The sequence below is a fragment of the Stenotrophomonas sp. YJH_SMC_119 genome, assembly GCF_059368315.1.
In genome coordinates this window covers 32,580-57,853 of sequence record NZ_JCAFRP010000013.1, presented here as the reverse complement: position 1 = coordinate 57,853, position 25,274 = coordinate 32,580, and the positions used below count along the sequence as shown (strand labels likewise).

Annotated in this window: 22 protein-coding genes; 16 read left to right on the top strand and 6 right to left on the bottom strand. The window is 67.5% G+C overall.

The genetic code is table 11. From position 1 onward, the window contains the following. Positions 1-26: 26 nt before the first annotated feature. Positions 27-743, top strand: a complete 717-nt coding sequence (locus tag AC5P6S_RS17230; protein ID WP_065183526.1) for an MgtC/SapB family protein — start codon at positions 27-29, stop codon at positions 741-743. Positions 744-814: 71 nt separating this feature from the next. Here AC5P6S_RS17230 and AC5P6S_RS17225 read toward each other — a convergent pair whose 3' ends face one another. Continuing rightward, positions 815-1,222: a MerR family transcriptional regulator gene (locus AC5P6S_RS17225; RefSeq protein WP_065183525.1), complete on the bottom strand. Its 408-nt coding sequence runs from the start codon at positions 1,220-1,222 to the stop codon at positions 815-817. A gap of 63 nt (positions 1,223-1,285) precedes the next feature. Between AC5P6S_RS17225 and AC5P6S_RS17220 the strand changes: the two genes are divergently transcribed. Continuing rightward, positions 1,286-2,113: a class I SAM-dependent methyltransferase gene (locus tag AC5P6S_RS17220; protein WP_065183524.1), complete on the top strand. Its 828-nt coding sequence runs from the start codon at positions 1,286-1,288 to the stop codon at positions 2,111-2,113. Positions 2,114-2,193: 80 nt separating this feature from the next. Here the strand turns inward: AC5P6S_RS17220 and AC5P6S_RS17215 are convergent, their stop codons facing one another. From AC5P6S_RS17215 to AC5P6S_RS17200, 4 genes are all read right to left on the bottom strand, one after another. Next, complete coding sequence (locus AC5P6S_RS17215; protein ID WP_019659952.1) at positions 2,194-2,484, bottom strand: DUF6959 family protein; 291 nt, start codon at positions 2,482-2,484, stop codon at positions 2,194-2,196. A 121-nt stretch (positions 2,485-2,605) separates the two neighbouring features. Then, complete coding sequence (locus tag AC5P6S_RS17210; protein ID WP_005409988.1) at positions 2,606-3,442, bottom strand: OmpA family protein; 837 nt, start codon at positions 3,440-3,442, stop codon at positions 2,606-2,608. Between the two features lie 62 nt (positions 3,443-3,504). Further along, entirely contained in the window at positions 3,505-9,078 is a 5,574-nt protein-coding gene (locus AC5P6S_RS17205) for an ESPR-type extended signal peptide-containing protein (protein ID WP_495204680.1), read from the bottom strand. A 235-nt stretch (positions 9,079-9,313) separates the two neighbouring features. Next, positions 9,314-10,294: an AraC family transcriptional regulator gene (locus AC5P6S_RS17200; protein WP_005409990.1), complete on the bottom strand. Its 981-nt coding sequence runs from the start codon at positions 10,292-10,294 to the stop codon at positions 9,314-9,316. A gap of 694 nt (positions 10,295-10,988) precedes the next feature. On the opposite strand from AC5P6S_RS17200, the gene AC5P6S_RS17195 reads away from it, so the two are divergent. The 13 genes from AC5P6S_RS17195 (at position 10,989) to AC5P6S_RS17135 (ending at position 23,598) form a co-directional block, all read left to right on the top strand. After that, complete coding sequence (locus AC5P6S_RS17195) at positions 10,989-11,195, top strand: Flp family type IVb pilin (RefSeq protein WP_012480544.1); 207 nt, start codon at positions 10,989-10,991, stop codon at positions 11,193-11,195. Between the two features lie 88 nt (positions 11,196-11,283). Beyond that, on the top strand, positions 11,284-11,829 hold the full coding sequence (locus tag AC5P6S_RS17190; RefSeq protein ID WP_005409992.1) for an A24 family peptidase: 546 nt from the start codon (positions 11,284-11,286) through the stop codon (positions 11,827-11,829). Continuing rightward, positions 11,826-12,302 (top strand): TadE/TadG family type IV pilus assembly protein, encoded by a 477-nt coding sequence (locus AC5P6S_RS17185; protein WP_005409993.1) that lies wholly within the window; start codon positions 11,826-11,828, stop codon positions 12,300-12,302. Before AC5P6S_RS17190 ends, AC5P6S_RS17185 begins: the two co-directional genes overlap by 4 nt. A gap of 23 nt (positions 12,303-12,325) precedes the next feature. Then, entirely contained in the window at positions 12,326-13,363 is a 1,038-nt protein-coding gene (gene cpaB, locus AC5P6S_RS17180) for a Flp pilus assembly protein CpaB (protein ID WP_005409994.1), read from the top strand. A gap of 18 nt (positions 13,364-13,381) precedes the next feature. Further along, positions 13,382-14,737: a type II and III secretion system protein family protein gene (locus AC5P6S_RS17175; RefSeq protein WP_005409995.1), complete on the top strand. Its 1,356-nt coding sequence runs from the start codon at positions 13,382-13,384 to the stop codon at positions 14,735-14,737. 27 nt (positions 14,738-14,764) lie between these two features. After that, entirely contained in the window at positions 14,765-16,021 is a 1,257-nt protein-coding gene (locus AC5P6S_RS17170) for a CpaE/TadZ family protein (protein ID WP_032965901.1), read from the top strand. Further along, a complete protein-coding gene (locus AC5P6S_RS17165; protein WP_005413742.1) occupies positions 16,006-17,355 on the top strand; it encodes a TadA family conjugal transfer-associated ATPase in 1,350 nt (449 codons plus the stop codon). Before AC5P6S_RS17170 ends, AC5P6S_RS17165 begins: the two co-directional genes overlap by 16 nt. A gap of 2 nt (positions 17,356-17,357) precedes the next feature. Continuing rightward, a complete protein-coding gene (locus AC5P6S_RS17160) occupies positions 17,358-18,314 on the top strand; it encodes a type II secretion system F family protein (RefSeq protein ID WP_065183523.1) in 957 nt (318 codons plus the stop codon). A gap of 28 nt (positions 18,315-18,342) precedes the next feature. Continuing rightward, positions 18,343-19,278, top strand: coding sequence for a type II secretion system F family protein (locus AC5P6S_RS17155; RefSeq protein WP_005409999.1), 936 nt, complete (start codon positions 18,343-18,345; stop codon positions 19,276-19,278). Then, positions 19,278-20,168: a tetratricopeptide repeat protein gene (locus AC5P6S_RS17150; RefSeq protein WP_065183522.1), complete on the top strand. Its 891-nt coding sequence runs from the start codon at positions 19,278-19,280 to the stop codon at positions 20,166-20,168. Before AC5P6S_RS17155 ends, AC5P6S_RS17150 begins: the two co-directional genes overlap by 1 nt. Continuing rightward, the gene (locus tag AC5P6S_RS17145; RefSeq protein WP_044570426.1) at positions 20,165-20,623 is read left to right on the top strand and encodes a DUF3613 domain-containing protein; all 459 of its coding nucleotides are present in this window, start codon (positions 20,165-20,167) and stop codon (positions 20,621-20,623) included. Before AC5P6S_RS17150 ends, AC5P6S_RS17145 begins: the two co-directional genes overlap by 4 nt. An 8-nt stretch (positions 20,624-20,631) precedes the next feature. Continuing rightward, on the top strand, positions 20,632-22,785 hold the full coding sequence (locus tag AC5P6S_RS17140) for a TadG family pilus assembly protein (protein WP_111198469.1): 2,154 nt from the start codon (positions 20,632-20,634) through the stop codon (positions 22,783-22,785). Positions 22,786-22,884: 99 nt separating this feature from the next. Beyond that, positions 22,885-23,598: a DUF2968 domain-containing protein gene (locus AC5P6S_RS17135; RefSeq protein WP_012480553.1), complete on the top strand. Its 714-nt coding sequence runs from the start codon at positions 22,885-22,887 to the stop codon at positions 23,596-23,598. A gap of 75 nt (positions 23,599-23,673) precedes the next feature. Here the strand turns inward: AC5P6S_RS17135 and AC5P6S_RS17130 are convergent, their stop codons facing one another. Next, positions 23,674-24,069 carry a hypothetical protein gene (locus tag AC5P6S_RS17130; RefSeq protein ID WP_111198471.1) on the bottom strand — a complete coding sequence of 132 codons (396 nt, stop codon included), beginning with the start codon at positions 24,067-24,069 and terminating at the stop codon, positions 23,674-23,676. A gap of 186 nt (positions 24,070-24,255) precedes the next feature. Between AC5P6S_RS17130 and AC5P6S_RS17125 the strand changes: the two genes are divergently transcribed. Beyond that, positions 24,256-25,080: an alpha/beta fold hydrolase gene (locus tag AC5P6S_RS17125; RefSeq protein WP_049397699.1), complete on the top strand. Its 825-nt coding sequence runs from the start codon at positions 24,256-24,258 to the stop codon at positions 25,078-25,080. Positions 25,081-25,274 lie beyond the last annotated feature (194 nt).

Here is a 25,274-nt window from a genome sequence, read left to right as displayed (position 1 = left end):
TCACCTCGACCGGGTAGACTCCGGCCATGCGCTTCATTGAGACCTTCCAGGCCGGTCCCTTCGCCGACACCGTGGTGAGCCTGCTGGCCGCCTTCGTGCTGGGCACGCTGATCGGCGCCGAGCGCCAGTACCGGCAACGCACCGCCGGCCTGCGCACCAACGTGCTGGTCGCCGTCGGCGCCGCCGCCTTCGTCGACCTGGGCATGCGCATCGCCGGCAGCGCCGAGGCGGTGCGGGTGATCTCCTACGTGGTCTCCGGCGTCGGCTTCCTCGGTGCCGGCGTGATCATGAAGGAAGGCATGAACGTTCGCGGCCTCAACACCGCCGCCACCCTGTGGTGCTCGGCGGCGGTGGGCAGCTGCACCGGCGCGGACATGCTGGCCGAAGGCGTGCTGCTGACCTTACTGATCATCGCCGGCAACACCCTGCTGCGGCCGCTGGTGAATGCGATCAACCGTATCCCGATCAACGAGGCCGCCACCGAAGCGACCTACGAAGTGCGCCTGAGCGTGGATGCCGAAGCCGTGCCGCGGGTGCGCGAGCGCCTCGTCGATGCGCTGGAGGCTGCGCAGTATCCGGTCGGCGACGTGCAGGTGGTCGAGCATGCCGATGCACCCACCGATGTGATCGCGGTGCTGGTCAGTACCGCCGTGAGTGCCGATGAGCTGGATGTGGTGCTGGCGCGGATGGAACACGTGCCGGGCGTGCTGCACGCCACCTGGGAAGTCAGCACCCGCGATTGATTCATCCACGCATGGCGTGGATGTAGCGAGGTCGTGGTGAAGTAGATCCACGCCATGCGTGGATGCTTCTCTCACCGACCCGCCATGCGCTGCTGTGCGCGCAGCAGCTTGCGGAATGAACCGCACTGCCGCGCGTCCTGCGCTTCCGGGCAGGCCGCCGCGCGCTGCAGGTGCCGGCGCACCCGCTGCAACTGGGTGATCTGCCGCTGGAGCACATCGGCCTGTGCCAGCAGCGCCTCACGGTCCAGCGAGATACATCCATCCTGTGGCGGCAGCGACAACCCGATCTGCTGCAGCGACAACCCGGCCGCCTGGCCAAGACCGATCAGCGCCAACCGTTCCAGCACGCGCTCGTCGTACTGCCGGCGCAGGCCGCGACGGCCCAGTGCCTGCAGCAGCCCAAGCTGTTCGTAGTAGCGCAGGGTCGAGGCCGGCACGCCACTGCGCTTGACCACCTCGCCGATATCCAGTTCACGCACGGGCTTGACCTCAAGTGACCTTCAAGCGCCAACCTATGGGCGACTTCCCCGCAAGGCAAGACCATGACCAGTACATCCCCCGTTGATCAGAACGCGCTGTGGAACGGCCCCGGCGGTCAGATCTGGGTTGCGCAGCAGGCCATCCTCGACGGCCTGTTCCAACCCCTGGCCGACCTGCTGGTCGACGAACTGCCCGACACCGTCACGCAACTGCTGGATGTAGGCTGCGGGACCGGTGCCAGCCTGCTGGCATCAGCCGCCGCACGCCCGTCGGCGCACTGCACCGGCCTGGACATCTCCGCGCCGATGCTGGCGCTGGCCCGTCAACGCGCCGAGGCGGCAGGACTGGACGCAGACTTCATCGTCGCCGACGCACAGCAGCATCCGTTGCCCACCGCGCACTTCGACTGGATCCAATCGCGGCTGGGTGTGATGTTCTTCGAAGACAGCCAGGCCGCCTTCGCCAACCTGCACCGTGCCGCGCGACCGGGTGCCGGCCTGCGTTTCATCGCCTGGCGCAGCGCAGCGGAGAACCCGTTCATGACAACGGCCGAGCGCGCCATCGGCGATGCACTGGATCTTCCGCCCCGCGCGCCCGGCGCACCGGGCCAGTTCGCCTTTGCCGATGGCGAGCGTGTGCAGCACCTGCTGCAGGCCGCCGGCTGGAATGACGTGGAGGTTGTTGCGGTAGACCTGCCCTGCTCGCTCGCCCGCGAAGACCTGCCGACCTATGTCGGCCAGCTGGGCCCGTTGGGCCTGGCGCTGCGCAATCTGCCCGAAGACCGGGCCACCTCGCTCCGGAACAAGGCGGTAGCGGCATTCACCCCGTTCATCGAGGGCGACCGCGTACGCGTGGATGCCGCCTGCTGGCTGGTCCGCGCCCGCGCCTAGGAAAAGGGGACGGAGGGGATTAAGTCGCTCTTGCCCCGAGTGTGCCGGAAACGACTTAATCCCCTCCGTCCCCTTTTTCCCTACAGCGCCTCGCCGGCGTCGGCCAGGCGCGATTCGATCAGCGCATACCACTGCTGCAGCACGTCGATCAGCATGTCCAGCTCGGCGTCGGTACGCTGTGCGCGGCCACTGCGCAGGCAGGCCTGGGCTTCCTGCAGCTGGGCCAGGAACCCGGCCACGGTGTCTGCCTGCAGGATCAACCCCGGCAGGCGCCGCCCGGGAATGCGCACCACGGCATGGTTGCCGAGCTGGCCGTACACGCTGAGTGTGGTTTCCGTCTTCATGGAAAGAGGCAGGAATTGAGCGTTCATCGCGGGCACCATGGAAAACCTGAGCCGCCGGCAGGCGTGGTCAACGGGGGAGACGTAACCACGTCCTGCCGACGGTCAGGGGGGACTCGGGATACCGGGGCATGGCCCCGGTGCGGGACTCTCAGCGCGGTTGGGCGATCCCAGCGATCTGCACGCGACGGTTCGGCGCCAGGCAGGCGATCAGCTCGCGCCGATTGCGCTGCTCGCACTGCACGATCGGCTCGGCTGCGCCCCGCCCTTCGGCGCTGATGCTGGCCGCAGGCACCCCGCCCTGCACCAGCGCGCTGCGTACGGCCTCGGCACGTCGCTGCGACAGGGTCTGGTTGTAGCTGGCACTGCCGATACGGTCGGTGTACCCGGTCACCCGGATCGACTGCACCTGCGCAGCCTCGCGCACCTGCGCCAGGATGCCCTGCACCGCCTGCTGGCCTTCGGCGCTGAGTACCGCGCTGTCGAATCCGAACAGCGCGTCGGCCGACAGCCGCAGGGGTTGCTCCGGCAGCGGTGCCGGTGCAGGCGGCGCCGGTGGCCGTGGCGGTTCGATCACCGCCGCGCACGATTCCGGCTTCCAGTAGCCCCCCTGGGCGATGCCCTTGCTGTCGAAGCGCACCTGGAACTGGCAGGTGAAATACTCCGCGCCCTGCGCGGTGCGGAAGTTGAACAGGTAGTTCCACTCGCGCACGCCCCACATGCCTTCGTTGAAGTGCGGCGTGCCCAGCAAGGTATACAGCTGCCGCTTGCTCATGCCCGGCGCGAATCTGCGCAGGTCGGCGACGTCGGGATAGATGCCCTCCTTCAACGAAGCCTTCGACGCCTCCGGGAACTGCACGGCGGTGGTGTCGGCAGGACGGTCGGCGGCCGGCGCATGGCTGCGGCAGGCGGCCAGCAGGCCCATCCCCAGGACCAGGCCCAGCACTGCGGCCATCTGGCCGGTGCGGGCGATGCGATGCTGTTTCATGTCATTCCCCCCTTTGGACGTTTCCGCGATGCCGGGCCGCGCGTGCGGCCCGGCCGCGGGGATCACCACTGGATGCCGGCACCGACGGCCACACCGGCCTCGCCAAGGCTGTTGGTGGAGCCGCTGAACTTGTAGATCCAGCGACCACCTTCAGAGACACCGGAGATACCGATCGCCACGCCCGACTCGCCGTTGTAGCTGCCAGCGGCGACCGAGGCCATGCTGCGGCCCGCTTCGCTGGGCTGCGGCAGCGCTGCGGTGGCCATCGCCGACGCGATACCGGCCGAGGCGCGGTTGTCGGTCTTGCGCAGGTCGCGCTCGAAGCCGCCCATGCGCTCGTCGGTGTACGCCTTCGACCAATCCAGGGTCTGCGCCATGCCCGACTTCAGCTGGTCCACGTTGACCGCGTCGGTACCGGCGGTGCCGGCGGCGACGTTGCGCACCGTGGTCGGGCCGCTGCTGGTGCTGCCCAGGGTGACGCTGTTGTAGTTGGTCGCACCGTTCACCGTGGTGTCGTAGCGGATCGTGCCCTGCTGCGAGGCCTGCAGCTGGCGTACGTTGACCGCATCGGTGGCCTGCGAACCGTCGGCCACGTTGACCACCTGGCGTTCGGCACCAGCGGCACCCACCGAGACCGTGTTGGCCCGGTTCGCCACCGAACCCGCACCCAGCGCCACCGAGTTGTCGGCCTGCGCCTGCGAACCATTGCCCAGCGCGCTCGAGTTGGCGCCGGCTGCGGTTGAGCCTGCACCACCGGCGGCCGAGTTGGCACCGCTGGCGGACGGGTCGGCCAGGTTGTTGGTGTTGTTGGCGCGGAAGCTGCCGGCCACGTTGGTGATGTTCTGGATCTTCTGGTCGGTGTACTTCTTCGATTCGTCGATGGCGTAGTTCACGCCGTTCTTCAGCTGGCCGACATTGGTTGCGTCGTACGTATCGGAACCGTCGGCGACATGCGTGATCTTGCGCTCGCTGCCAGTGCTGCCGATGGACACCTCACCGGCCGAGTTGCTGGCGCCGGTCTGCCCGTACGCGCCGGTATAGCCGCTCTGGGCGCCAACGCTGGCCACCGAACCGGCACCCAGCGCCACGCTGTTGCCGGCGCTGGCGCTGGCGCCGTTGCCGACCGCCACGCTGTTGGCACCGGCCGCACTGGCCTGCGGGCCGACCGCCACCGCCTCCGCCCCGGCCGCCGTTGCGGCCGCTGCCGTCGAGTTCACCGCCAGGTAGGCACTGCCACCGCCGCCGTTGGTGATGCGCTGGTTGAGGACCTTCAGCGAGCCGTCCACCGCAGTGAAGGCGGCGGTGACGTTGTTGTAGTCGCCGCTGGTGAAGGTGCCATCGGTGGCGATGCTGGAGATGCTGAACTTCGGCGCGGTCCACACGTTGGTGGTGCCGTTGTAGGCAGTGGTGCCACCGAAGTAGTTGGCGATGGTGCTGTTCGTGTTGAACAGCTGGTCGCCGGTGATGGCATCGCTGCTGCCGGCCAGGATGCTGCCGGCGGCGACGTTGGTGATCTTCACCGCGCCGGTGCCGGTGCCCGTCAGCGTCACGCTGTTGAGCACGTTGCCGCTGGCGTCGACGTCGTACTTCACGGCCAGCTTGTCGATCTCGCCGGTCTGGTCGGCAACGTTGGCCAGCGAATTGCTGACCGCGTCGAAGGCGGTACCGACGTCGTTGTAGTTGCCCTTGGTAATCGTGCCGTTGGCGGCCACGTTGTTGATCGAATAGGTCGGTGCGGTCAGCACGCCGCTGGCGTTGACCGCCGCGCCACCTCCGAGGTGGGTGGCAACGGCCTGGTTGGCCGCAAACAGCTGGGCACCGTTGATGGCCTCGCTGCTGGTGGCGCTGACCTGGCCCGGGCCCAGGTTGCGCAGCGTGGTGGCGGTGCCGCTCTGGCCCAGCGTGGCACTGGCGTAGTTGACGCTGCCGTCGCCGTTGAGGTCATAGCGCAGGGCGCCCTGCTCCGACGCCTGCAGCTGGCCCAGGTTGACCGCATCGGTCGCGGCGGTACCGGCGGCCATGTTGGTGACCTGGCGTTCGGCACCGGCCGCACCGATGGACACGCTGTTGGCACGGTCGGCCAGGCTGCCGGCACCCACCGCGATACTGTTGGCGGCGGTGGCGCGGGCGTTGGTACCGACCGCGATCGAGTCGGCGCCAGTGGCCAGCGCCTCGGTACCGGTCGAGTTCACCCGCAGGTACTTGGTGCCACCGTTGCGGATATCGGTGATCTGCGTGTTGAGATTGACCAGCGAGCCGTCGACCGCGGCGAAAGCATCAGTGGCGTTCTCATACAGGCCCTTGGCGATGGCGCCGCCGGTGGAGATGGTGCTGATCTCGAACAGCGGTGCAGTGAACGCGCCGCTGGCCGGATCGAAGGCCGCGCGGCCGCCGAAGAAGCTGGCGATGGCAGCATTGGTCGCCGCCAGCTGGCCGCCATTGACCGCTTCCAGACTGCCGGCAGTGACTGCGCCGCCGGCCAGGTTGCCGATGGTGGTGGTGCCGGTGCCCGCGCCAAGCGTGACACGACGGTAGTTCGGATTGCCGCCAGCATCCAGGTCGTAGGTGACGGCGGCATCGGCCACGCCGTTGATCAGGCTGATCGCGCCCTTCAGCTGGGCTACGTTGACCGCATCGGTGTTGACGCTACCGGCAGCCACGTTGGTGATCTGGCGCTCGCCACCACCGGCGGTGCCCACCGACACTTCGCCCGCCGAAACCTGCGGAGCAGTCAGGCCGTAAGCACTGTAGCTGGCCTGCGCGCCGCGCAGTGCGGCCGAGCGGTAGCCCAGTGCGACCGAGTTGGCCTGGTTGGAGGTGGCTTCAGCACCGAGCAGGGTCTGCCCGTTTGCGGTACCGACGGCACTGTCGCCGACGATCACCGAATGGCCCATGCGCGCAGCGTAGTCGGCGGTCGGCACACCGGTCGGATTGCTCGGGTCGTTGACCCCATCACCCGGGAAGGCGACGTTGGCATCGACCTTCGGCAATTCGTGCCGTGCATTGGCACCGATCACCACTTCCTTCGAACCGTTGGCGAAGGCGCCATCGCCCATCAGCACCTGGTAGTCCTGCGCGGCGTTCACGGCCCAGCACGAGATGTCAGCCAGGGCGACGTCCAGGCACTTGGCGGCCCACGCCGGCGAGTCCTTCGGCAGCAGCAAGCCCAGCAGGCCACCCGGATTGCCGTTGTTGATGTTGTAGATGTAGCTGTCGGAGGTGACGCCACCGATCAGGGTCAGGTGCGAGCTGCCACCGGTAGCGGCACCGCCCAGCCCGTTGAGGGTGCTGCCGACCGGCGACAGGTTGACCACCGGCAGGCCCAGCACATTGACCGTCGAGTAGGTCTGCATCACGTTGGCATTGCTGAGCTTGAGGTTGCCGTTGCTCAGGTAGCCATCGCCACCGAACAGGCTGGTGGTGGTCGGGCCGATCAGCTGCCCCACATTGCCGACCAGGCCGCCGGTGCCGATGATCAGGCCCGCGTTCGGATCGGCCGGAGCCGGCGCCTTCGGGCTGGTGGGCGGGATCGCCGAGGGCTTGGTCAGGCCGAGGCCACCGAGCGTGCCGCCGACCAGGCCGCCGACCGCGCTGCCCAGATTGCCGAGGGTGCCATTGAGGTTGCCGTTGAGCAGGTTGCCCACGGCACTGCCGACGTTGCCGAGCGTGTTGCCCAGCAGGCCACCCAGGCCAGTGCCGGAGCCGGTGGCGCCATTGAGCAGACCGCCGACGGAACCGACGGTGTTGTTGAGCGTGCCGCCGACCGCAGTGCCGACGCTGCCAACCGTGCCGCCGACTGCGCCACCCACGCTGCCGACGGTGCCATTGAGGGCGCCGCCGACCGCACCACCGACGCTGCCTACGGCGCCATTCAGTGCGCCACCCACGGCGCCTGCAGTGTTGTTGAGCGTGCCGCCAACAGCGCCGCCCACGCTGCCGACCGTGCCATTGAGGGCCCCGCCGACGGCACCACCGACGCTGCCTACGGTGCCGTTCAGTGCGCCACCCACGGCGCCTACAGTGTTGTTGAGCGTGCCGCCTACGGCGCCGCCCACGCTGCCAACCGTGCCATTCAGGGCACCACCGACCGTACCACCGACGCTGCCTACGGCGCCGTTCAGTGCGCCGCCGACGGCGCCCACGGTGTTGTTGAGCGTGCCGCCCACGGCACCGCCCACGCTGCCGACCGTGCCATTGAGGGCGCCGCCGACCGCACCACCGACGCTGCCCACGGCGCCGTTCAGTGCGCCGCCAACGACGCCCACGGTGTTGTTGAGCGTGCCGCCTACGGCGCCGCCCACGCTGCCAACCGTGCCATTCAGGGCACCACCGACCGTACCACCGACGCTGCCTACGGCGCCGTTCAGTGCGCCGCCCACGGCGCCCACGGTGTTGTTGAGCGTGCCGCCCACGGCACCGCCGACGCTGCCGACCGTGCCATTGAGGGCGCCGCCGACCGCGCCACCGACGCTGCCTACGGCGCCGTTCAGTGCGCCGCCTACGGCGCCCACGGTGTTGTTGAGCGTGCCGCCCGCGGCACCGCCCACGCTGCCGACCGTGCCATTAAGGGCACCACCGACCGTACCACCGACGCTGCCTACGGCGCCGTTCAGTGCGCCGCCCACGGCGCCCACGGTGTTGTTGAGCGTGCCGCCAACGGCGCCGCCGACGCTGCCGACCGTGCCATTGAGGGCACCACCGACCGCGCTGCCGACCGTACCGACGGTGCCGTTGAGCGCACCACCGACTGCATTGCCTGCGGCGCCGACCGCACTACCCACCAGCCCACCGACACCCAGTGCGCTGTTCTGCGCCGCAACCGTTGCCTGGCCGGCCAGTTTCAGATTGCGATCGGCAACCACTTCCTGGCCATTCGGCGCCTGCACGCGCACCTTGCCGGCAGCACCAGCATCAAATGCTGCGGTGATCGCGCGATCGTGGGTTTCTCCCGGCAGTTCCTCCTTGGCGGGCAGCGTGATCGCCGCCGTCGCCTTTACCTGGCCCTGGGCGTCGATCTGGTGGCCTGCCACCTTCAGCTTCGAATCCAGCGCCCCATCCACAGAAGCCTTCAGACCCCGCAGTGCGCCCGCCGGCGCGCCGCTGATGCCGGCGGCCGCCTTTGCACCGGTATCGATTGATGCCACCTGCCCGCCGCCAAGACCGATGTTGGCATTCGCTCGGACATCAGCGGCAAGCCTTGGCACGGCGACCTGCTTCGGCGCTGTGTTCGCGGCCAGCTTGACCTGCACGGAGGCCGGCAGCACGTCACGCACCACCGGCAGCGACGCGGTGCTCAACTGCAGGCCGACGCGCGCATCCGCGCTGATCGCCGGGCTGCTCTGGGCCTGGCTTGCGGCAGCCGCGAGGGCTACCTCGGCATCGACCTTGACTGGCATCGGCTGGGTGTACTTGGCTGCAAGAGCCTGCAGATCACGCAGCGACTGATTGGATTCGGATGCTCCCGCGTGGCCACTGGCCAGCACGCACAGCAGTGCCAGGGCGAGCGTGGTGGGCATCAGCAGGAAGGCGCGCGGATCCCGCGCGGCGCTGCCGCCGCTGTCGCCGGTGGCCAGTTCCGAGGCCACAACCAGAGCATTGAGCTGGCGGTTCCATACACGCCGGTAGATGCGATTCATGAGCACTTCCCCCGTAGGCGAACAACTTGAATGTCAGTGGACTTGCCGTTAGGCAGGTGACTGACATTTCAGCGTTTGCAACGGTGGCTGCGCACTTCATTCCGGCACGGCAATCGTGCATTCCGGCAAATCCACGGCCGGAATCGGCAGCGGGCTATGCAGAAGCGGCAACGATATCGGCAAGCACATGGGCAATTCCGGCAGAAACCACCCCGAAACCCTTGCGGCGCTTGATTCAGGCCGGCTGGCCGATCTGCGCGGGAGCGCGCATCAGCGTATCGCGCGGCAGCTCGCCGAAAACCTTGCGGTAGTTGTCGGCAAAGCGGGAGAGGTCCCATAGGCCACAGCTGAGGGCGATCGCCTTCACCGAACGGCGGCTGGAATCGGCCATGGACAGGCTGCGGCAGGCAGCGCACAGGCGCAGCATCGACAGATAACGGTTGGGCGAAGTTCCGAACAGGTCCTCAAAGGCATAGCGCAGGCCGCGTTCGCTGACACCCGCCGCGTCGCATATCTCGTTCATGTAGATATTGCGGCGCAGGTTGAGCCGCATGAAGTTCTCCGCCCGCTGCGCGATCAGATAATGCGTGCGCCGGGCGCGGCTGCAACCGGGCCGATCGGCGGCGCCTGCGCCGAGCAGGGCCTGCACGTGCTCGTGCAGCAATCGTTCGGTTTCCTGCGGCTGCAGGCCAGCGCCCTGGCCGAGCTGAAGATGCAGCTGCTGATAATGATGGGCGAGTGGCGCCGAATCGTTCGCCAGATTGAACAGTGAAAGTGCCTGGCCCGCGGGCGGTGTGCTGCGCAGGCTGAGTTCGGTCAACTTGCGTTGCACCCGTGCGACCGGCACCAGCATCAGGGTCATGTGCGTACCGGGGCTGAGCGTAAACTCGCTGATGCCTTCGGGCATCACCGTCAGCGCCATCCCCGGTGCAAGCGGCACCCCGTGGCACCAGCTCAGTGTTTCATCGGTGGCGTGCAGATACCCCAGCATCGCCCAGTCGGGTGGCAGCATGAAGCGGCCACGGCAGTGGAAACCGCAACTGATGCTGCAGAACAGGGCTTCCTCATGCACGCGCGAAGCGAAGGCCGCCCGCGGCCCGTTGCCATCGAGCAGCAGCAGTTCGACATCGCACACGCGAAGTACGCCGCCCAGCGTCGCCAGATCGATCGATCGCAGGCCGCTGTCGTCGCTGTCTTCTACCCCACCATCGACCATGACAGTGTCGTCCCCCCGTTGATCCGCAACTCGCTGCGGCCCCCACTGCCTGACAGGGCCACACCATTCCTCCAGGAACCTTCGCCATTGCCGGGATGGCCTCGGCCGGTGCCACGCGACCAACCCGGTTGAAAGCAGCAACGTGAGAGCGAGTATGCCCGATAATCATCGAAGGTAAACCCGAACTCCGTATTGAAGAAAATAGATACAGAGATGAAGAAAATGTCGTCGCCAGTGGCACGATATTCGCATGCACCATTTGCTCCATCACAATATCTGCACGTCGATGAATCGTTTTGCCAGCGAACGGATACGCGTCACAGAAACAACCTGAAAGTTTAAGGGCTGCCGCGTTTCTGCCGAATTTGCATATAGGTTCCAGTTGCAGCCAACCGCCATTCAGGCAAAGTCGACGACACGGTGATCCGGTCGCTTCAAAAACGACCACACCTGGGGGAGCGTATGACCACGACCGTATCGCAGAACAGTTCGACCGCCGGCGCATCGCCGCGTGGTTGCGACGTTGCGGCCGGCATTTCCCCCGGGGCAGATCACCAGGAATGAGCACGGCGGGTCATTCCCGTCATGCCACCCCGCCAGGATGTGCGGGGCCCACGGACGATCCCGGCGGAGCCGGGCCACCGCCCAACAGGTGTCCTGCATCTGCAGACAACAAGTAGAGGGAGACAAGGCCATGAACGCATCCATCCGCAAGTTCCTGAAGGAAGAAGATGGCGTCACCGCGCTCGAGTACGGGCTGCTGGCCGCCGTCATCGCCGGCATCCTGATCGCGGTCGGCAACAAGGAGATCAAGGGGTTCTTCGAGACGCTGTTCAAGAACCTCTCCGACCTTGCCACCAAGGCCTCCGGGTCGGCACCTGCGACCAGTGGTGGCGGCTGAGCCTGCGCGCATCGCACATCCCTGCAGCGGTGCTGGGATGTGCCGGTGGCAACTGCAGGCTGTCCAATGACGGACGACGGAGTGTGTGATGACGTTGCTGGGACTATTGGCCATCGGCGTGTGCCTGCGGATCGCGATCAGCGATCTGTATGCCCGCCGGGTGCCCAATGCCTGGCTGTTGTCTGCGTCCATCATTGCCATCGCATTGATCATCGCGGGGCAGTTCAGCACGCCGCGCCAGCCGTGGCCTGCCCACGCGGCGGGCGCGGCGCTCGGCCTGGTCGCCCTGCTGCCGTTCTATGCCATCCGCTGGATGGGCGCCGGTGACGTCAAGTTCTTCGCGGTACTGGGGCTGATGCTGGGCTGGAAAGCCCTGCTGCCGATCTGGATGGTGGCCAGTCTCGCGGCCGGCCTGCACGCGGCAGTGATCATTGTTGGCCGCCGCCTGGGCGTGATGCTGCCCACGGGCCTTCAGATGCAGGTCAACCGCGCCAGCAGCCAATGGCAATCGCACCCCGCCCTGCGCGACATGCAGGCCGCGCGCCAGGGACGACATGGCATTCCCTACGCAGCCTACCTGGCCATCACCGGCATCGGCTGGGTCCTGGCAAGCGTCTATGGAGGTGTGGCATGAACATCCGCGATCCACGGCGTCAACGCGGTGCAGCCAGCATCGAATTTGCCCTGATGCTCATGCTGGGCCTGCTGCCACTGCTGCTGTTCACGTTCTCCGGCGTGATGATCATGGCCGCGCAACAGACATTGGCGACGGCCTCGGCCGAGGGCGCTCGCGCTTCGTTGCGCTATGGCAGCGCCAATGAACGGCGTACCGCAGCCTGCGTAGCAGCCCGCAGTTCGATGCAGTGGCTGTTGAAATTCTCTGGACAGGGTGTCGACTGCAGCAATGGCGGCAGCAACGCAATCGTTGTCTCCGCGCAGGCACCCTGCGCCGGCCTGGCCACTGCCCAGTGCATGACGGTGACCGTCAGCTACGACTACGCCAGCCATCCCTTCCTGCCGGGCACCGCCACGCTTTACAAGTGGGTGATGCAGGCCCCCATCCGTAGTGTCGCGGTCGCCCAGCTCGACCTCGGCAGCGGCAACTGACCATCGGCACAGGAGACGGTTCCATGCTCAAGTTGACCCGCATCGCTGCCGTCGCCCTGATCGGGCTGGCCGTGCTGCTGGCGGTGATCGCCTTGATGATCGGGCGCAAGCAGGCCGCGCCGGCCACGGTTGCCCCGGTTGCGCAGAGCGAAGCCCAGGCGATCACCGTGGTAGAGGCGGTGGCACGACTGCCGGCCGGTGAACCGATCTCTGCCAATGGAGTGCGCCTTGCGCAGCGGACCACGGCGGTAGCCGGTGCTGCCACCAGCATCTCGGCCGTGGTCGGCAAGGTGCCGGTGCAGGACATCGCCGAGGGCACCGCCATCAGCAGCGGCGCCCTGGCACAGGGATTCTCGCTGCAGCTGCGCCCCGGCGAACGCGCGCTGGCCGTCCCGGTGGACGAACTGGTCGGCGCCGGAAACCGCATCCTGCCGGGTGATTTCGTCGATGTCTTCCTCAACCTGCGCAATGCCCAGCCCAACGCCAGCGGTCCGGCAGAGGCCGCGCAGACCCGCCTGCTGCTGTCGCGGCTGCGCGTGCTCAGCTACGGTCAACAGGACATCGCTCCGGTCACCGGCGATGCCGTCGCCGGCAACGAAGGCGATACCCGCAACGATCCCCGCGCCGCCGACATCACCGGCAATGGCAGCAATCATGGCTCGGGCAACGAGGCCACCCAGCCGGCACGCAGTGCGGTGCTGGCAGTGCCGGTGGCCGATGCCAACCGGCTGCTGCTGGGTGCGCAGCAGGGAAAGCTGTTCCTTGCCCTGCGCAACCCGGCCGATACGGGGCAACCCGACCTTGCACTGTTTCCACAGGCGCGTGGCGTGATCGATCCCGTGCGTGGCCTCGATGCCGAACAGCAGCTCGCACTGCAGCGGCCGGAGAACCACGCCTTCGCCGGCATCGATGGTGATGCCCTGGCCGGCCGCGGCAACAGCGCAGCCCGCAGCAACCCGCAGCCGCCGGTGCATGCGCCGGCGGCTCGACGCAGCGCACCGCGTGCGTCGGGCATCGAGATCATCCGTGGCGACAGCTCCGCCCCCCGCGGTTCCCTTTGACCTGCATCGAGCGCATCCATGACCGAACGCCGCCGCCCACGCCCCTCCCCCCGCCAGTGCTGGCTGGCCCTGCTGCTGGTGCTGCTGGCTCCGGCAACAAGCGTGGCCGCAGACGATCTCGTGTTGCAGGCGCGTGAGCAGCGCCCGTGGACGCTTCCGGCCGATCTGGAACGGGTCGCCATCGCCGACCCAGGCGTCGCCGACATCGTGATGCTGCGTGGGCAGCGGCAGGCCCTGCTGGTCGGAAAAGCGCCGGGTACGACGACCCTCCTGCTGTGGCACCGCAAGCAGGCCGAGCCGCAACGCCTGCAGGTGCGGGTGCAGAGTGCCGTGCAGGGCGCGGCAGACGCAGGCTCCAACGGGCTGGTGTTCACCCAGCAGGACAACCAGGGCCTGCTGCAGGGAAGCACCGATAGCCTGCTCTCGCACATGCAGGAACAGAAGACCGCGGCCATGGCGCTGGGCAAGGACGGGCTGCTTGCCGACGCGTCGACGGTCAGCAGCGGCGGCGTGGTGCAGGTCGAGGTCAAGGTGGTCGAATTCAACAAGACCGCGTTGAAGCAGATCGGCATCAGCTTCCAGAACCGCAATGGCAGCTTCGCCTACGGCTTCGCCCGCCCGGGCGGCCAGTTGCCGGGCAACACCGGCATCCTGCCGGGCATGAAGGAAGGCAACTCCGGCAATGAGGCCGAGTCGCCCATCTCTTCGGCGTTCCGGCTGGTGTTCGGCTCGACCAAGGGCCTGTGGAACGCCGATGTCGACCTGTTGCAGAGCAACGGCATGGCGCGCGTGCTGGCCGAACCTACCCTGGTCGCACTATCCGGCCAGAGCGCCAGCTTCCTGGCTGGCGGCGAACTGCCGATCCTGGAACCGCAGGGCCTGGGCACCACCACCATCACCTATAAACCGTTCGGTATCGGCCTGACGGTGACACCAACGGTGCTGGCCCCCAACCGCATCGCGCTGAAGGTCGCACCGGAAGCCAGTGATCTGGACTACAGCAACGCCATTGCCCTCAATGGCGTGCAGATTCCCTCGATCACCACGCGCCGTGCCGACACCACGGTCGAACTGGGCGATGGCGAGAGCTTCGTGATCGGCGGCCTGGTCAGCTCCAATGTCGTCTCCAACGTCGGCAAGATCCCGCTGCTGGGCGACCTGCCGATCATCGGCTCGTTCTTCCGCAACTTCGACTACAAGCGCCAGGACAAGGAGCTGGTGATCATCGTCACGCCGCGGCTGGTGCAGCCGCTGGCGCGCAACACCGAGCTGCCGTTGCCTGGCGAACGCGAGGCCAAGCCGCACATGCCCGAATGGGGCGCCTGGCTGCTGGGTCCCATCAGCCAGGACCCGGTGCCCGGCTTCTCACGCTGATTCCATGATGCCTGCGATACCACGCCCATGCCCTACGCCACTGCCCAGCCGCTGCATCCGCAAGGACCGCCGATGAATCTGGTCCTGTACGGAATGGATCGCGAACTGCTGCCCCGGCTGGCGGCCAAACTGCCGCCGACCACTACCCTGCACTGGCAGGACAGCAGCGCGCCGACCTCCGCTCTGGACCTGCAACGCGGGCCGCAGAGCCTTGTGCTGCTGGATTTCCGCCCTGAACATGCCGCCGCCTCCAGCGTGCTGGCGCAGCAACTGCAACAGACCGAACCGGATCTTGCATTGGTTGCCGTCGGTGCCACCAGTACCGGCCAGGTGGAAGGCATCGTCATTGCATTGCGGGCGGGCCTGCGCGACGTGCTGGACCTGGACAGCGACAACGTCGGCATCGAGGCCGCGCTGCGCCGCGCCCTGTCGCCACGACCGGCTGCCGCCGCGCAGCACGCGCACAAGGCGCGCCTGATCGTACTGCTGGGCGTGCGCGCCGGAGTGGGCACCAGTACGCTGGCCGCGCATCTTTCGGTGCTGGCACAGCAGACCCGTGCGCTGGCGCAAGGCGAGGCGCTGCAGCAGGACGGCCTGCTGATGGAGCTGGCCCAGCCTTCGGGTGACCTCGCGCTGTACCTCAACCTGGACAGCCGCTTCCATTACGAAGACGCGCTGCGCAACGCCAGCCGCATCGACGCCACCCTCGCCCGCACTGCGATGGCTCGCCATGACACCGGCCTGGTGCTGCTGGACCGCGCCAGCGGCAGCGATGCGGTGCCGCCATCCGATCCGGCTGCGCTGCTGCAGCGCCTGCGCCACGTATTCGCCAGCGTGCTGTGCGATGCCGGTGGCTGCCCGCTGCGGCAGCTACCGCCGCTGTTGCTGGACCAGGCCGACGAGATCTGGCTGGTCACGGACGCTTCGATCGCCACGCTGGTATCGCTCGACCAGGCCTTGAAGCACCTGGCCGGCCAGCGCGAACGGGAGAAGCGCCTGCAGCTGGTGATCAACCGCCACGACGACAGCAGCGGCATGAGTCCCGACCAGATCGCACGCCGATTCGAAGTGCCACTGCTGGCCACGCTGCCCGAACGCCCGCGCGTGCGCCTGGCGGCCAGCCAGGGACATCTGCTGCTGCAGGACGCACCGCGCGACCCCTACCTGCGTGCCCTCGCCCCGCTTGTGTCGCGCCTGGATCCGGCTGCCTGCCCGGTCCAGGCCCATGGCCTGCGGGAAAGACTCTCCCTTGCCCTGGGTGGATCGCAATGGAAGACAAGGTAACCCCGTTCCCGCATGCCGCCACCCGCCCGGTGCTGCCCGACAGCGCCCCGGCCCACCTGCCGTTCGCGCAGACCGAGCAGTACCAGAAGGTGCTGTCGGCCGCCCATGAGCACCTGCTCAACAGCATCGAGGACGAGCGCATCGACATCGATTCCTGGGCCCCTGACACCATCGCCCGCTGGGTGCAGGTGCAGACGGTGGGCTTCATCCAGGAATGGCGCATCCCGATCAACGAGGAGGAGATGCAGGTGGTGGCCGAAGGCCTGGTCAAGGAGCTGACCGGCTTCGGCCCGCTCGACGACCTGCTGCACGACCCGACGATCGAGGACATCCTGATCAACGGGTTCAAGGATGTGCATGTCTCGCAGGGAGGACAGCTCAAGCGCGCCACCCAGCGTTTCACCGACGACACCCACCTGCTGCGCATCCTTCGCCGCATCCTCGCGCCGCTGGGCCGCCGACTGGACGACTCCAACCCGATGGTCGATGCGCGCCTGCCCAACGGCGGCCGCCTCAACGCGATCATCTCGCCGCTGGCAGTGGATGGGCCGATGGTCTCCATCCGCAAGTTCCGCAAGGATCCGTTCACCCCCGACGAGCTGCTGGCCAAGGGCACCTTCGATGCGCCGATGCAGGCGCTGCTGAAGGCCATGGTGCTGGGCCGCTGCAACATCCTGGTGTCCGGCGGCACCAGTTCCGGCAAGACTTCACTGCTGAACGCACTGGCCAGCTACGTGCCGCCGAACGAACGCGTGATCACCGTCGAGGACACCGCCGAACTGTCACTCAACCACCCGCACGTGGTCCGCCTGGAAAGCCGCATCGGTGGCGCCGAAGGCCATGGCGCGGTGAGCATCCGCGACCTGGTCCGCAACAGCCTGCGCATGCGCCCGGACCGTATCGTGGTCGGCGAGGTGCGCGGCGCCGAAGTACTGGAAATGCTGCAGGCGATGAACACCGGCCATGACGGCTCGATGGCGACCATCCATGCCAACTCTCCGCGCGACTGCCTGTACCGCATCGAGATGCTGGCCGGCTTCGCCGGGTTCCAGGGCAGCGAGGACAGCCTGCGCCGGCAGATCGCCAGCGCCATCGACTTCATCGTGCAGATCTCGCGGCTGGGCAGCGGCCGGCGCGTGCTGGTCTCGATCACGGAAATCACCGGTGTCAGTGACAACCTGATCACGACCCAGGAAATGTTCCGTCACGAACTGCAGATCGATGGCAACGGCAAGGAAATCGATCGCTGGATCGGACTGGGCTTCCACCCGCATTCGCACAAGCTGGAGCCGTTCCGGCAGCAGTTGCGCGAATCGTTGTACGGAGACTTCTGAGCATGGGCACGGGCCTGATGCTGGGTGTACTGAGCATCATCTCGGTGCTGCTGGCGCTTGCGGTATGGCTGTGGGGCACCGCCAGCAACCGGGAGCAACGCCAGGCTTCGCTGCAGCACGCCGAGCAGCAGCTGGCTCGCGGAGGCGCCAGTGGCGGAGCCCCGGCCGGGGCATCCGTAGCCGCCGCCAACGACCCGGCGCGACCGGCAAGTGCCGGGCGCCGGGTGTTGCCGCTGGACGGCCTGCTGCAACGTGCGGGCCTGCAGACGGGTTGGAAGCTGCCCATCATGGTGCTGGTGCCGGGACTGGTGCTTTCGGTCGTGGCCATGCTCAGGCTCGGTACGGCGTGGATGTTCCCCCTGACCCTGCTGCTGTACCTGCTGGCCTGCTGGCTGTGGGTCATGCGCCGCACCACGAAACTGCGTGCACAGCTGCTGCACCAGCTGCCCGACTTCCTCGACAACCTGGTGCGGCTGACCGCGCTCGGCAACAGCCTGCAGGCTGCCTTCCAGGTGGCGTCGATGCAGACCAGCGCGCCGCTGCGCGGACTGCTGGACACCACCGTGCGCTACGCGCGCAGCGGCATGGACCTGGACCGTGCCCTGAGCCTGGCGGCACAGCCCTACCGGATGGATGTGCTCAAGGTGCTGTCCGTCGTGATCGGTGTCAGCGTACGCATCGGCGGACGCTCCGATCAGATCCTGCAGCGCATGGGCGATTTCATGCGCGACCTGGAGCAGGCCCAGCAGGAGCTGGCCGCGACCACGTCGGAAACGCGCATGTCAGCCTGGGTGCTCGGCCTGCTGCCACCGGCCAGCGCGGTGCTGATGGCCATAACGAGCCCCGAATTCTTCCAGCCGGTGCTGCACGATCCGCTGGGTCACAAGATCCTGTTGATCGCGCTGGGGCTGGAGCTGTTTGGCGCGTTCCTGCTCTACCGCCTGGCCAAGTCGCTATGACCACCCGGATCCGCCACGGAGGTGCCCGATGAGCGCCAGCACCTGGTTTGCCCTGTCGCTGCTGGTTCTGGCCGCCGGTGTTGCCCTGCTGGGCATCGCCGGATGGGTGCGCAGCCATCGCGAACAGCGCACCTCGGCCACCTTGAAGACCGCACTGCAACCGCGGGATGAGGCGCGCGACACGGAGGCCGCGCGCCGTGATTCGCTGGGTTGGCTGGAACGCTTCGGGCGCGCGCTCAGTGGCGGCCGCCTGGAATCTGCATTGCTGGCCAATGAAGACCGGCTGCTGCTGGACCTGGCGGGCTGGAACACACGTCGTGGCACCGCCATCTATCTTGGCCTGCGCCTGCTGCTGGGCGTGCTGGTGCTGGTGCTGGCCCTGGCGTTCAGCAGCGCCCAGGGGCTGGCCAGGATGATGGTTGTGATCGGTGCGCTCGCGGCAGGCCTGCTGCTGCCGAAGTTCATCCTCTCTTCGTGGGTGAAGCGGCGCCGGCGCGCCGTCGACAACGAGCTGCCCCTGCTGATCGACCTGCTGCGCCTGCTGCAGGGCGTGGGCTTCAGCATGGACCAGAGCCTGCAGACGCTGGGCGACAAGCTGCGCGACGCGTTGCCGGTGCTTGGCGGCGAGTTGCAGGAGGCCAACGTCGCGTACACCCATGGCCGCACGCGCGCGCAGTCCCTGCGCCGGCTGAGCGAGGTCTACGCGGATGATGACCTGACCAGCCTGATGCAGTTGATCCTGCAGGTGCACGCGCACGGCGGCGCAGTGCAGGAACCACTGCGGCAGTTCAGCATCCGGTTGCGCGAACAGCGCCGCAACGCCCTGAAGGAAAAGGTTGGCAAGCTCTCGGTGAAGATGACCGTGGTGATGATGCTGACCCTGCTGCCAGCGCTGATGCTGGTTCTTGCCGGACCGGCGCTGGTCGCGCTGGCCACCACCATGTCCAAGATGGGATCGCCCTGATGCCTGCCCTGCGCACCTCCTGCCTGTTGCTCGCCCTTGCCGCCGTCGCCAGTGGTTGTGCGTCGACCACGCCGAAGTACCTGCGCGCGCCCAGCCTGGCCGCGCCCGAACCGGCGCCGCAGGACAACCGCAATGCCTACCTGGAACTGATCGGGCGCATGCAGCAGCAGGGTGCCTGGTATGCCTCGCTGGCCCACGTCGATGCCTTCCGCCAGCGCTATGGCGACCCGCCGGCGTTGCGCCTGCTGCAGGCCGACGCCCTGCGCGAGACCGGCCAGGCCGACGCTGCCATCGCCCTGTACCGCGAGCTCTCCAGTGGCCCGCAGGCCGCTGCAGCCGCACACGGCCTGGGCCTGATCGCCGCGCGCCGTGACGACGATGGCGGCAGCGAGGAGGCACTGGCCCGGGCCACGCAGCTGCAGCCCTTGAACACCGATTACCTGGGCGATCTCGGCTATGCACGTCTGCGTGCAGGTCAGTTCGAACAGGCGCGTGAACCGTTGGCCAAGGCGCTGGAGCTGTCTCCAGGCAATGCCAAGGCCACCGCCAACCTCGCCCTGTGGGCGGAGCTGCGTGGCGACACCACCACTGCAGAGCGCCTCGCCGGACAGGCCAATCTCAACGAGGACACCCGCCGCAGCATCCAGCAACAGGCCGCGCAGATCCGTGCCCGCCTGCAGCAGCGCCAGGCCGCCGCGGCAGCTGCCGCAGTCGTGCCGGCCCCCGCGCGTGCTACCGCCAGCGATGCCGGCAGCAACCGGCCCGGCGCCACGCGACTGGCGGCGGAACCACGCCGCGACAGCCGCGATGAGCGCGATCCGCAGCGCCTGCCGCCCTCGATGCTGGAACGCTTCAGCACCTCCGATCAGCCGAACGGAAACACTCCATGAGCGCCATGCCCCTGACCCGACACCTGTTGCCTGCACTGGCCTGCCTGCTGTTGACCGGCGGCGCGCAGGCGCAACAGCAACCCCTGACCGGGCAGATGCTTGGCGGCAGCACGCCCGCTGCGCCGGCTTCGCAGCCGCTGCAGTCCGAGTCACTGGCCACCGTGGACCTGGCGACCCCGCCGGCACCGGTGCCGCAGGCGGCGCCTGCAGCGGTCGCCACCACCGACGGCAACGCTGCAGCCGCGCGACCCGGCCGCGGCCAGATCGGCGACACCACGCGCGACCTGTTCCACCTGCAGGCATCAGGGCAGCAGGCCGGGCAACGCCTGCCGATCCTCGGCGACCAGGCCACGTTGAGCTACGCCCGCTACATGAAGAGCTTCGAACACGAGATCCCGGACTTCTTTGAAACCGATGTCGCCAAGTCCAAGGGATCATCCTCATCGGGACGCTGAGGTAGGCCATGAAACGCCCACGCCAGTTCAGTTTCGGCCGCCCACGCGGCGGCATGTCGGTCACCATGATGCTGGTCATGCTGGCGCTGCTCGCCATGCTGGGCCTGGTAGAGATCGGCTATCTGTTCTGGGCCAAGCGTGACGCACAGAAAGTCGCGGACCTCGCTGCACTGGCCGGTGCACAGCGGCTGGAGCTGTGCACGTCTGACAACAGCGACAACAGTGCAGCGCGGCAGAGCGCGGTCACCCAGAACAGGTTTGCAGGCACCGTGCAGATCCGCTGCGGCAACTGGAGCGCCATACGCAGCACGTCGAACCGCTTCGTCACCACCGTCGATGCCAGCAACCCGCGCAATGCCGTGCAGGTAGTCGCGCAGCGCAGCGTGCTGCCGTTCTTCGGCCAGAACACCGGCCTGCCCACCGTCAGCGTGGAGGCCGTAGCCCGCCGTTCGGAGCCCACTGCAGTATTCGCGGTCGGTTCGCAGCTGCTGCGCACCAATGGCGACTCGGTACTGTTGTCGACCCTGCGCCTGGTCGGCCTGGATGTGACCAACGCCACCGTGCTGTCCTATGACGGCCTCGCCCAGGCCAACGTCACGCCGTCGGGCCTGCTCAAGGCATTGAACATCCCGGTCAGCGCCAACCTCAGCGTGGCTGACTTCAACCGGCTGCTGTCGGTCAACAAGATCTCGCTGGCACAGCTGGTCGATGCCACCGCCACCGTGGTCGGCCGCGACAGCACCGTGGGCGTACAGCTGCGTGCACTGTCCGATCTGGTCGCCACCCAGCTGGACATCAACAAGCTCAACATCGTGCTGGGCAGCCAGTCCGGTGGCGGCGGTCTGTTCGCCGAAGTGGTCTCGCCCGATGGCACGATCGGCAGCGCGCTGGAAACGAAGGTCAACGTGCTCAACCTGATCAGTACCGCCATCTCCATCGCCAACGACGGCAATGGCGTTGCGGTGAAGGGACTGGACCTGCTGGGCATCAACATCCAGGCCGGCGTGGTGGAACCGCCCTCGATCGCCATCGGTGGCGTCGGCACACGCGCGTACAACGCGCAGGTGCGGCTGATGGTGGACGTGGACAGCAACAACCTGTTCGCGGTGGGCCCGTTGCTGAACCTGCTCGGCACGCGCCTGCACCTGCCACTGCATGTCGATGTCGCCAACGCGATGGGCACGCTGACCGGTATCCAGTGCGGCGCCAGTCCACCCAAGGCCACCATCCAGGTCGATTCGTCGGTGCTGCGCGCCTGCGTCGGTAATGTCGACCCGGCGCAACGCTTTTCCAGGAGCAATGTCTGCGACGCCACCCTGAAGAACGAGCAGTTGCTGAGACTACTCGGACAACCCTTGATCAATGACAGGATCACCCTGCCCGCCCTGACCAGCTCCCAGAACCTGACCCTGGCCGCCGGCGAGACCGCCTCGACCCGGATCAACCCGCTGGCAGTAGGGAACGCGGTGTCTGACCTGGTCAATGAACTGCTGCGCGTGCTGTCAGGCATGCTCAGCTCACCCAAGCAGGGCATGAGCGCCAACGACACTGCCAAGGCACTGGCCGACCGCTACCTGCAGGCGGCCTTCCCGCCGAACACCCGCTATGAGGTGGACAAGTTGATTCCACTGCTGCGCGATGGCGACGCAAGCCGGCAACTGGCCCCGCTCAACAGCTGGACCGTACCCGGAGGCCTGCCCTACGCCTGCGGCCTGCTGAACCTGGCCACCTGCCACAAGGACGGTCCGGTCTGGGACGCGTTCAAGGTGACCGTCACCGGCCAGGGACTGGGCGTGCTCGATGGGCTGCTGGGATCGCTGGTGGGCGGCCTGCTGATCAACCGCTGCGACAGCCTGCTGGGCAACCTGATCGACTACAACGGGTGTGTACGCAACAACCTGGCCTCGTACATCCAGACCGCGCCGGCCGGCTTCCTCGATGGTACCGGTGGAACCGGCGTCACCAATCCGGATGGCAGCGTGAGCTGCAGCGGCCTGCTGTGCACGCTGCTCAAGCCGATCCTGACCGCCCTGCGGCCGGTGCTCAACAGCGTCGGCACCCTGCTGACCAACCTGCTGGCGAGCGTGCTGGGCCTGGAACTCGGCCGCACCGACGTCAACGTGCAGTCGATCCAGTGCAGCGCGGCGCAGCTGGTCTACTGACCCGTGACGGGCGCCCTTGGCGGCGCCTGCGCCCATGCTAGACTCCCGGCGGGGAACCACCTTCATCTCAACCCACACTCATCCGTGGATGGTCTAGACATGCGAGAAACTTCAGGGGGCGCGGTCTTCGCCCGGCACGCGCGCGGCGCGGCACTGCTGGCCGTAGCCATGATGCTGGTGGCACCGGCGGCAATGGCTGCCCGTGGCGACCGCGAAGCAGCCGCAGAGCCGGCCGCACGCAGCGCGCCGGTGGTGCGCAACACCGTTGACGAGCTCAAGCAGCTGATGGATTCGCGCCAGCTGACCGAGCTGCGCACGACCTACAACGGCAACTATGGCGCCAGCCTGCTGTTCAACGCCAACACCCTGACCTATTACGTCGCCCTGTTCCAGGAGAAGAACTTCTGGCGGGTGATCAAGACCGATGCGGTCGACAACGCCGAGCGCGTCTACCGCACCTTTGCCCAGCAATCGGAACAGCTGGCGCAGGTCTACATCGATACGACCCGCCTGGAAGCCGGCAAGCGCTACACCGAGCGCCTGGTGGCCTACAACGAGGAGCGCCTGCGCACCCTGCAGCAGGAAATGGAACAGCAGCAGGCGCAGTCGGCCCAGGTCAGCGCGGCCCTGCAGCAGGCGCAGCAGCAGGCGGTCAGCCTCAGCACCGACGTGCAGAGCACCAACAGCCAGCTGGACGCCCTGCAGCGCCGCATCCAGATCCTGCAGGCCGAACAGGGCAACCCGGAACTGAGCCTGCCCAAGCCGGAAAGCGTGCCTTCGCCGGCACCGGCTGCCGCCAGCGACGGTCGCTGAGGCCCGGCCATCCGCATCCACGCACAACGGCGCCACAGGGCGCCGTTGTCGTTTACGGCCTTTCGTGAGCCACGCTCAGCGGCAGGCGTCGTACACCGCGTCATCGAGCTGCCGACGCTGTACGAAGTCCAGGCGCTTGGCCTTGGCCAGCACCTCCCCGCGGCGCTGTCGTGCGCGCTCACAGGCCCTGGGGTCCGTGCTGATGGGTATCAGCGCGGCCTGCGGCCGCCCCGAGCGCACGGTGCGCGGTCGCGCCGGCACCGCGCTGCCCCCGCTGGCCGGCTTTGGCACCGGTCCGCGTGACAGCGACTGCTCCTCGGGCACCTCCCAGCGCCATTCCGCATGCCCCTGGCAGGGTGTCTGCTGATAGACCGGATGTGGCCCGTCCACGCATTTGTAGACGCTGGTCTGCGCATGAACCGCCGTGACCAGCATCAGGCACAACAGTGGGCTGCATCGCATTCTCGGCATCACAGGCTCCTCGACCAGGCTGCCGCCATCGTCTGTGCGGTGGCCGCTTCATGCCAGAGCGATACGCGTCACAGTCCGGGCAATCCAGCACAGCCGTGCAAGCCGTCCGATGTGCACTGCGATGTACTGCCGAAGGCACCGGCACCGCTGCCAGTGCCTTCCCTCCCTTCCGCCAAGGAACCCGCAATGAGCAATTACGTCACCGTCGCCGATGGCGCCCGCATTTTCTACAAGGATTGGGGCACCGGCCAGCCGGTCGTGTTCGCCCACGGCTGGCCGCTGTCGTCCGATGCCTGGGACCCGCAGATGCTGTTCATGGGCCAGAACGGCTTCCGCGTGATCGCCCACGACCGTCGCAGCCACGGCCGTTCCAGCCAGACCTGGGATGGCAACAACATGGACACCTACGCCGATGACCTGGCTGCGGTGATCGAGGCGCTGGACCTGAAGGACGCGATCCTGGTCGGCCATTCCACCGGCGGCGGCGAAGTGGCCCACTACATCGGCCGCCACGGCAGCAAGCGCGTGTCAAAAGTGGTGCTGGTCGGCGCCGTGCCGCCGCTGATGCTGAAAACCGACGCCAATCCGGCCGGCACCCCGCTGGACGTCTTCGACGGCATCCGCAAGGGCACGGGCGGTGACCGCTCGCAGTTCTTCAAGGACCTGACCACACCGTTCTTCGGTGCCAACCGCGATGGCAATACCGTTACCCAGGGCATGCGTGATTCGTTCTGGCTGCAGGGCATGCTCGGCGGCGTCAAGGGCCAGTACGACTGCGTGCACGAATTCTCGGAAGTGGACTACACCGAGGACCTGAAGAAGATCGACGTGCCGGCGCTGGTGGTACACGGCGATGACGACCAGATCGTCCCGTTCGATGCCTCGGCGAAGCTGTCCTCGCAGATCATCAGGGATGCCGAGCTGAAGGTGTACGCCGGTGCGCCGCATGGCCTGACCGTCACCCACGCCGACCAGTTCAACGCCGACCTGCTCGCGTTCGCACGCAGCTGATGTACCGCGGCGGCGCCGTAACGGCGCCGCCGCCCCTTCGGTAGTGCCGGCCGCTGGCCGGCAACCCGATCACCATCGTGATCACGCGCAGCCGGCCAGCGGCCTCTGCTTCGGTAGTGCCGGCCGCTGGCCGGCAACCCGATCACCCATCGTGATCACGCACAGCCGGCCAGCGGCCGGCTCTACCACCGGCG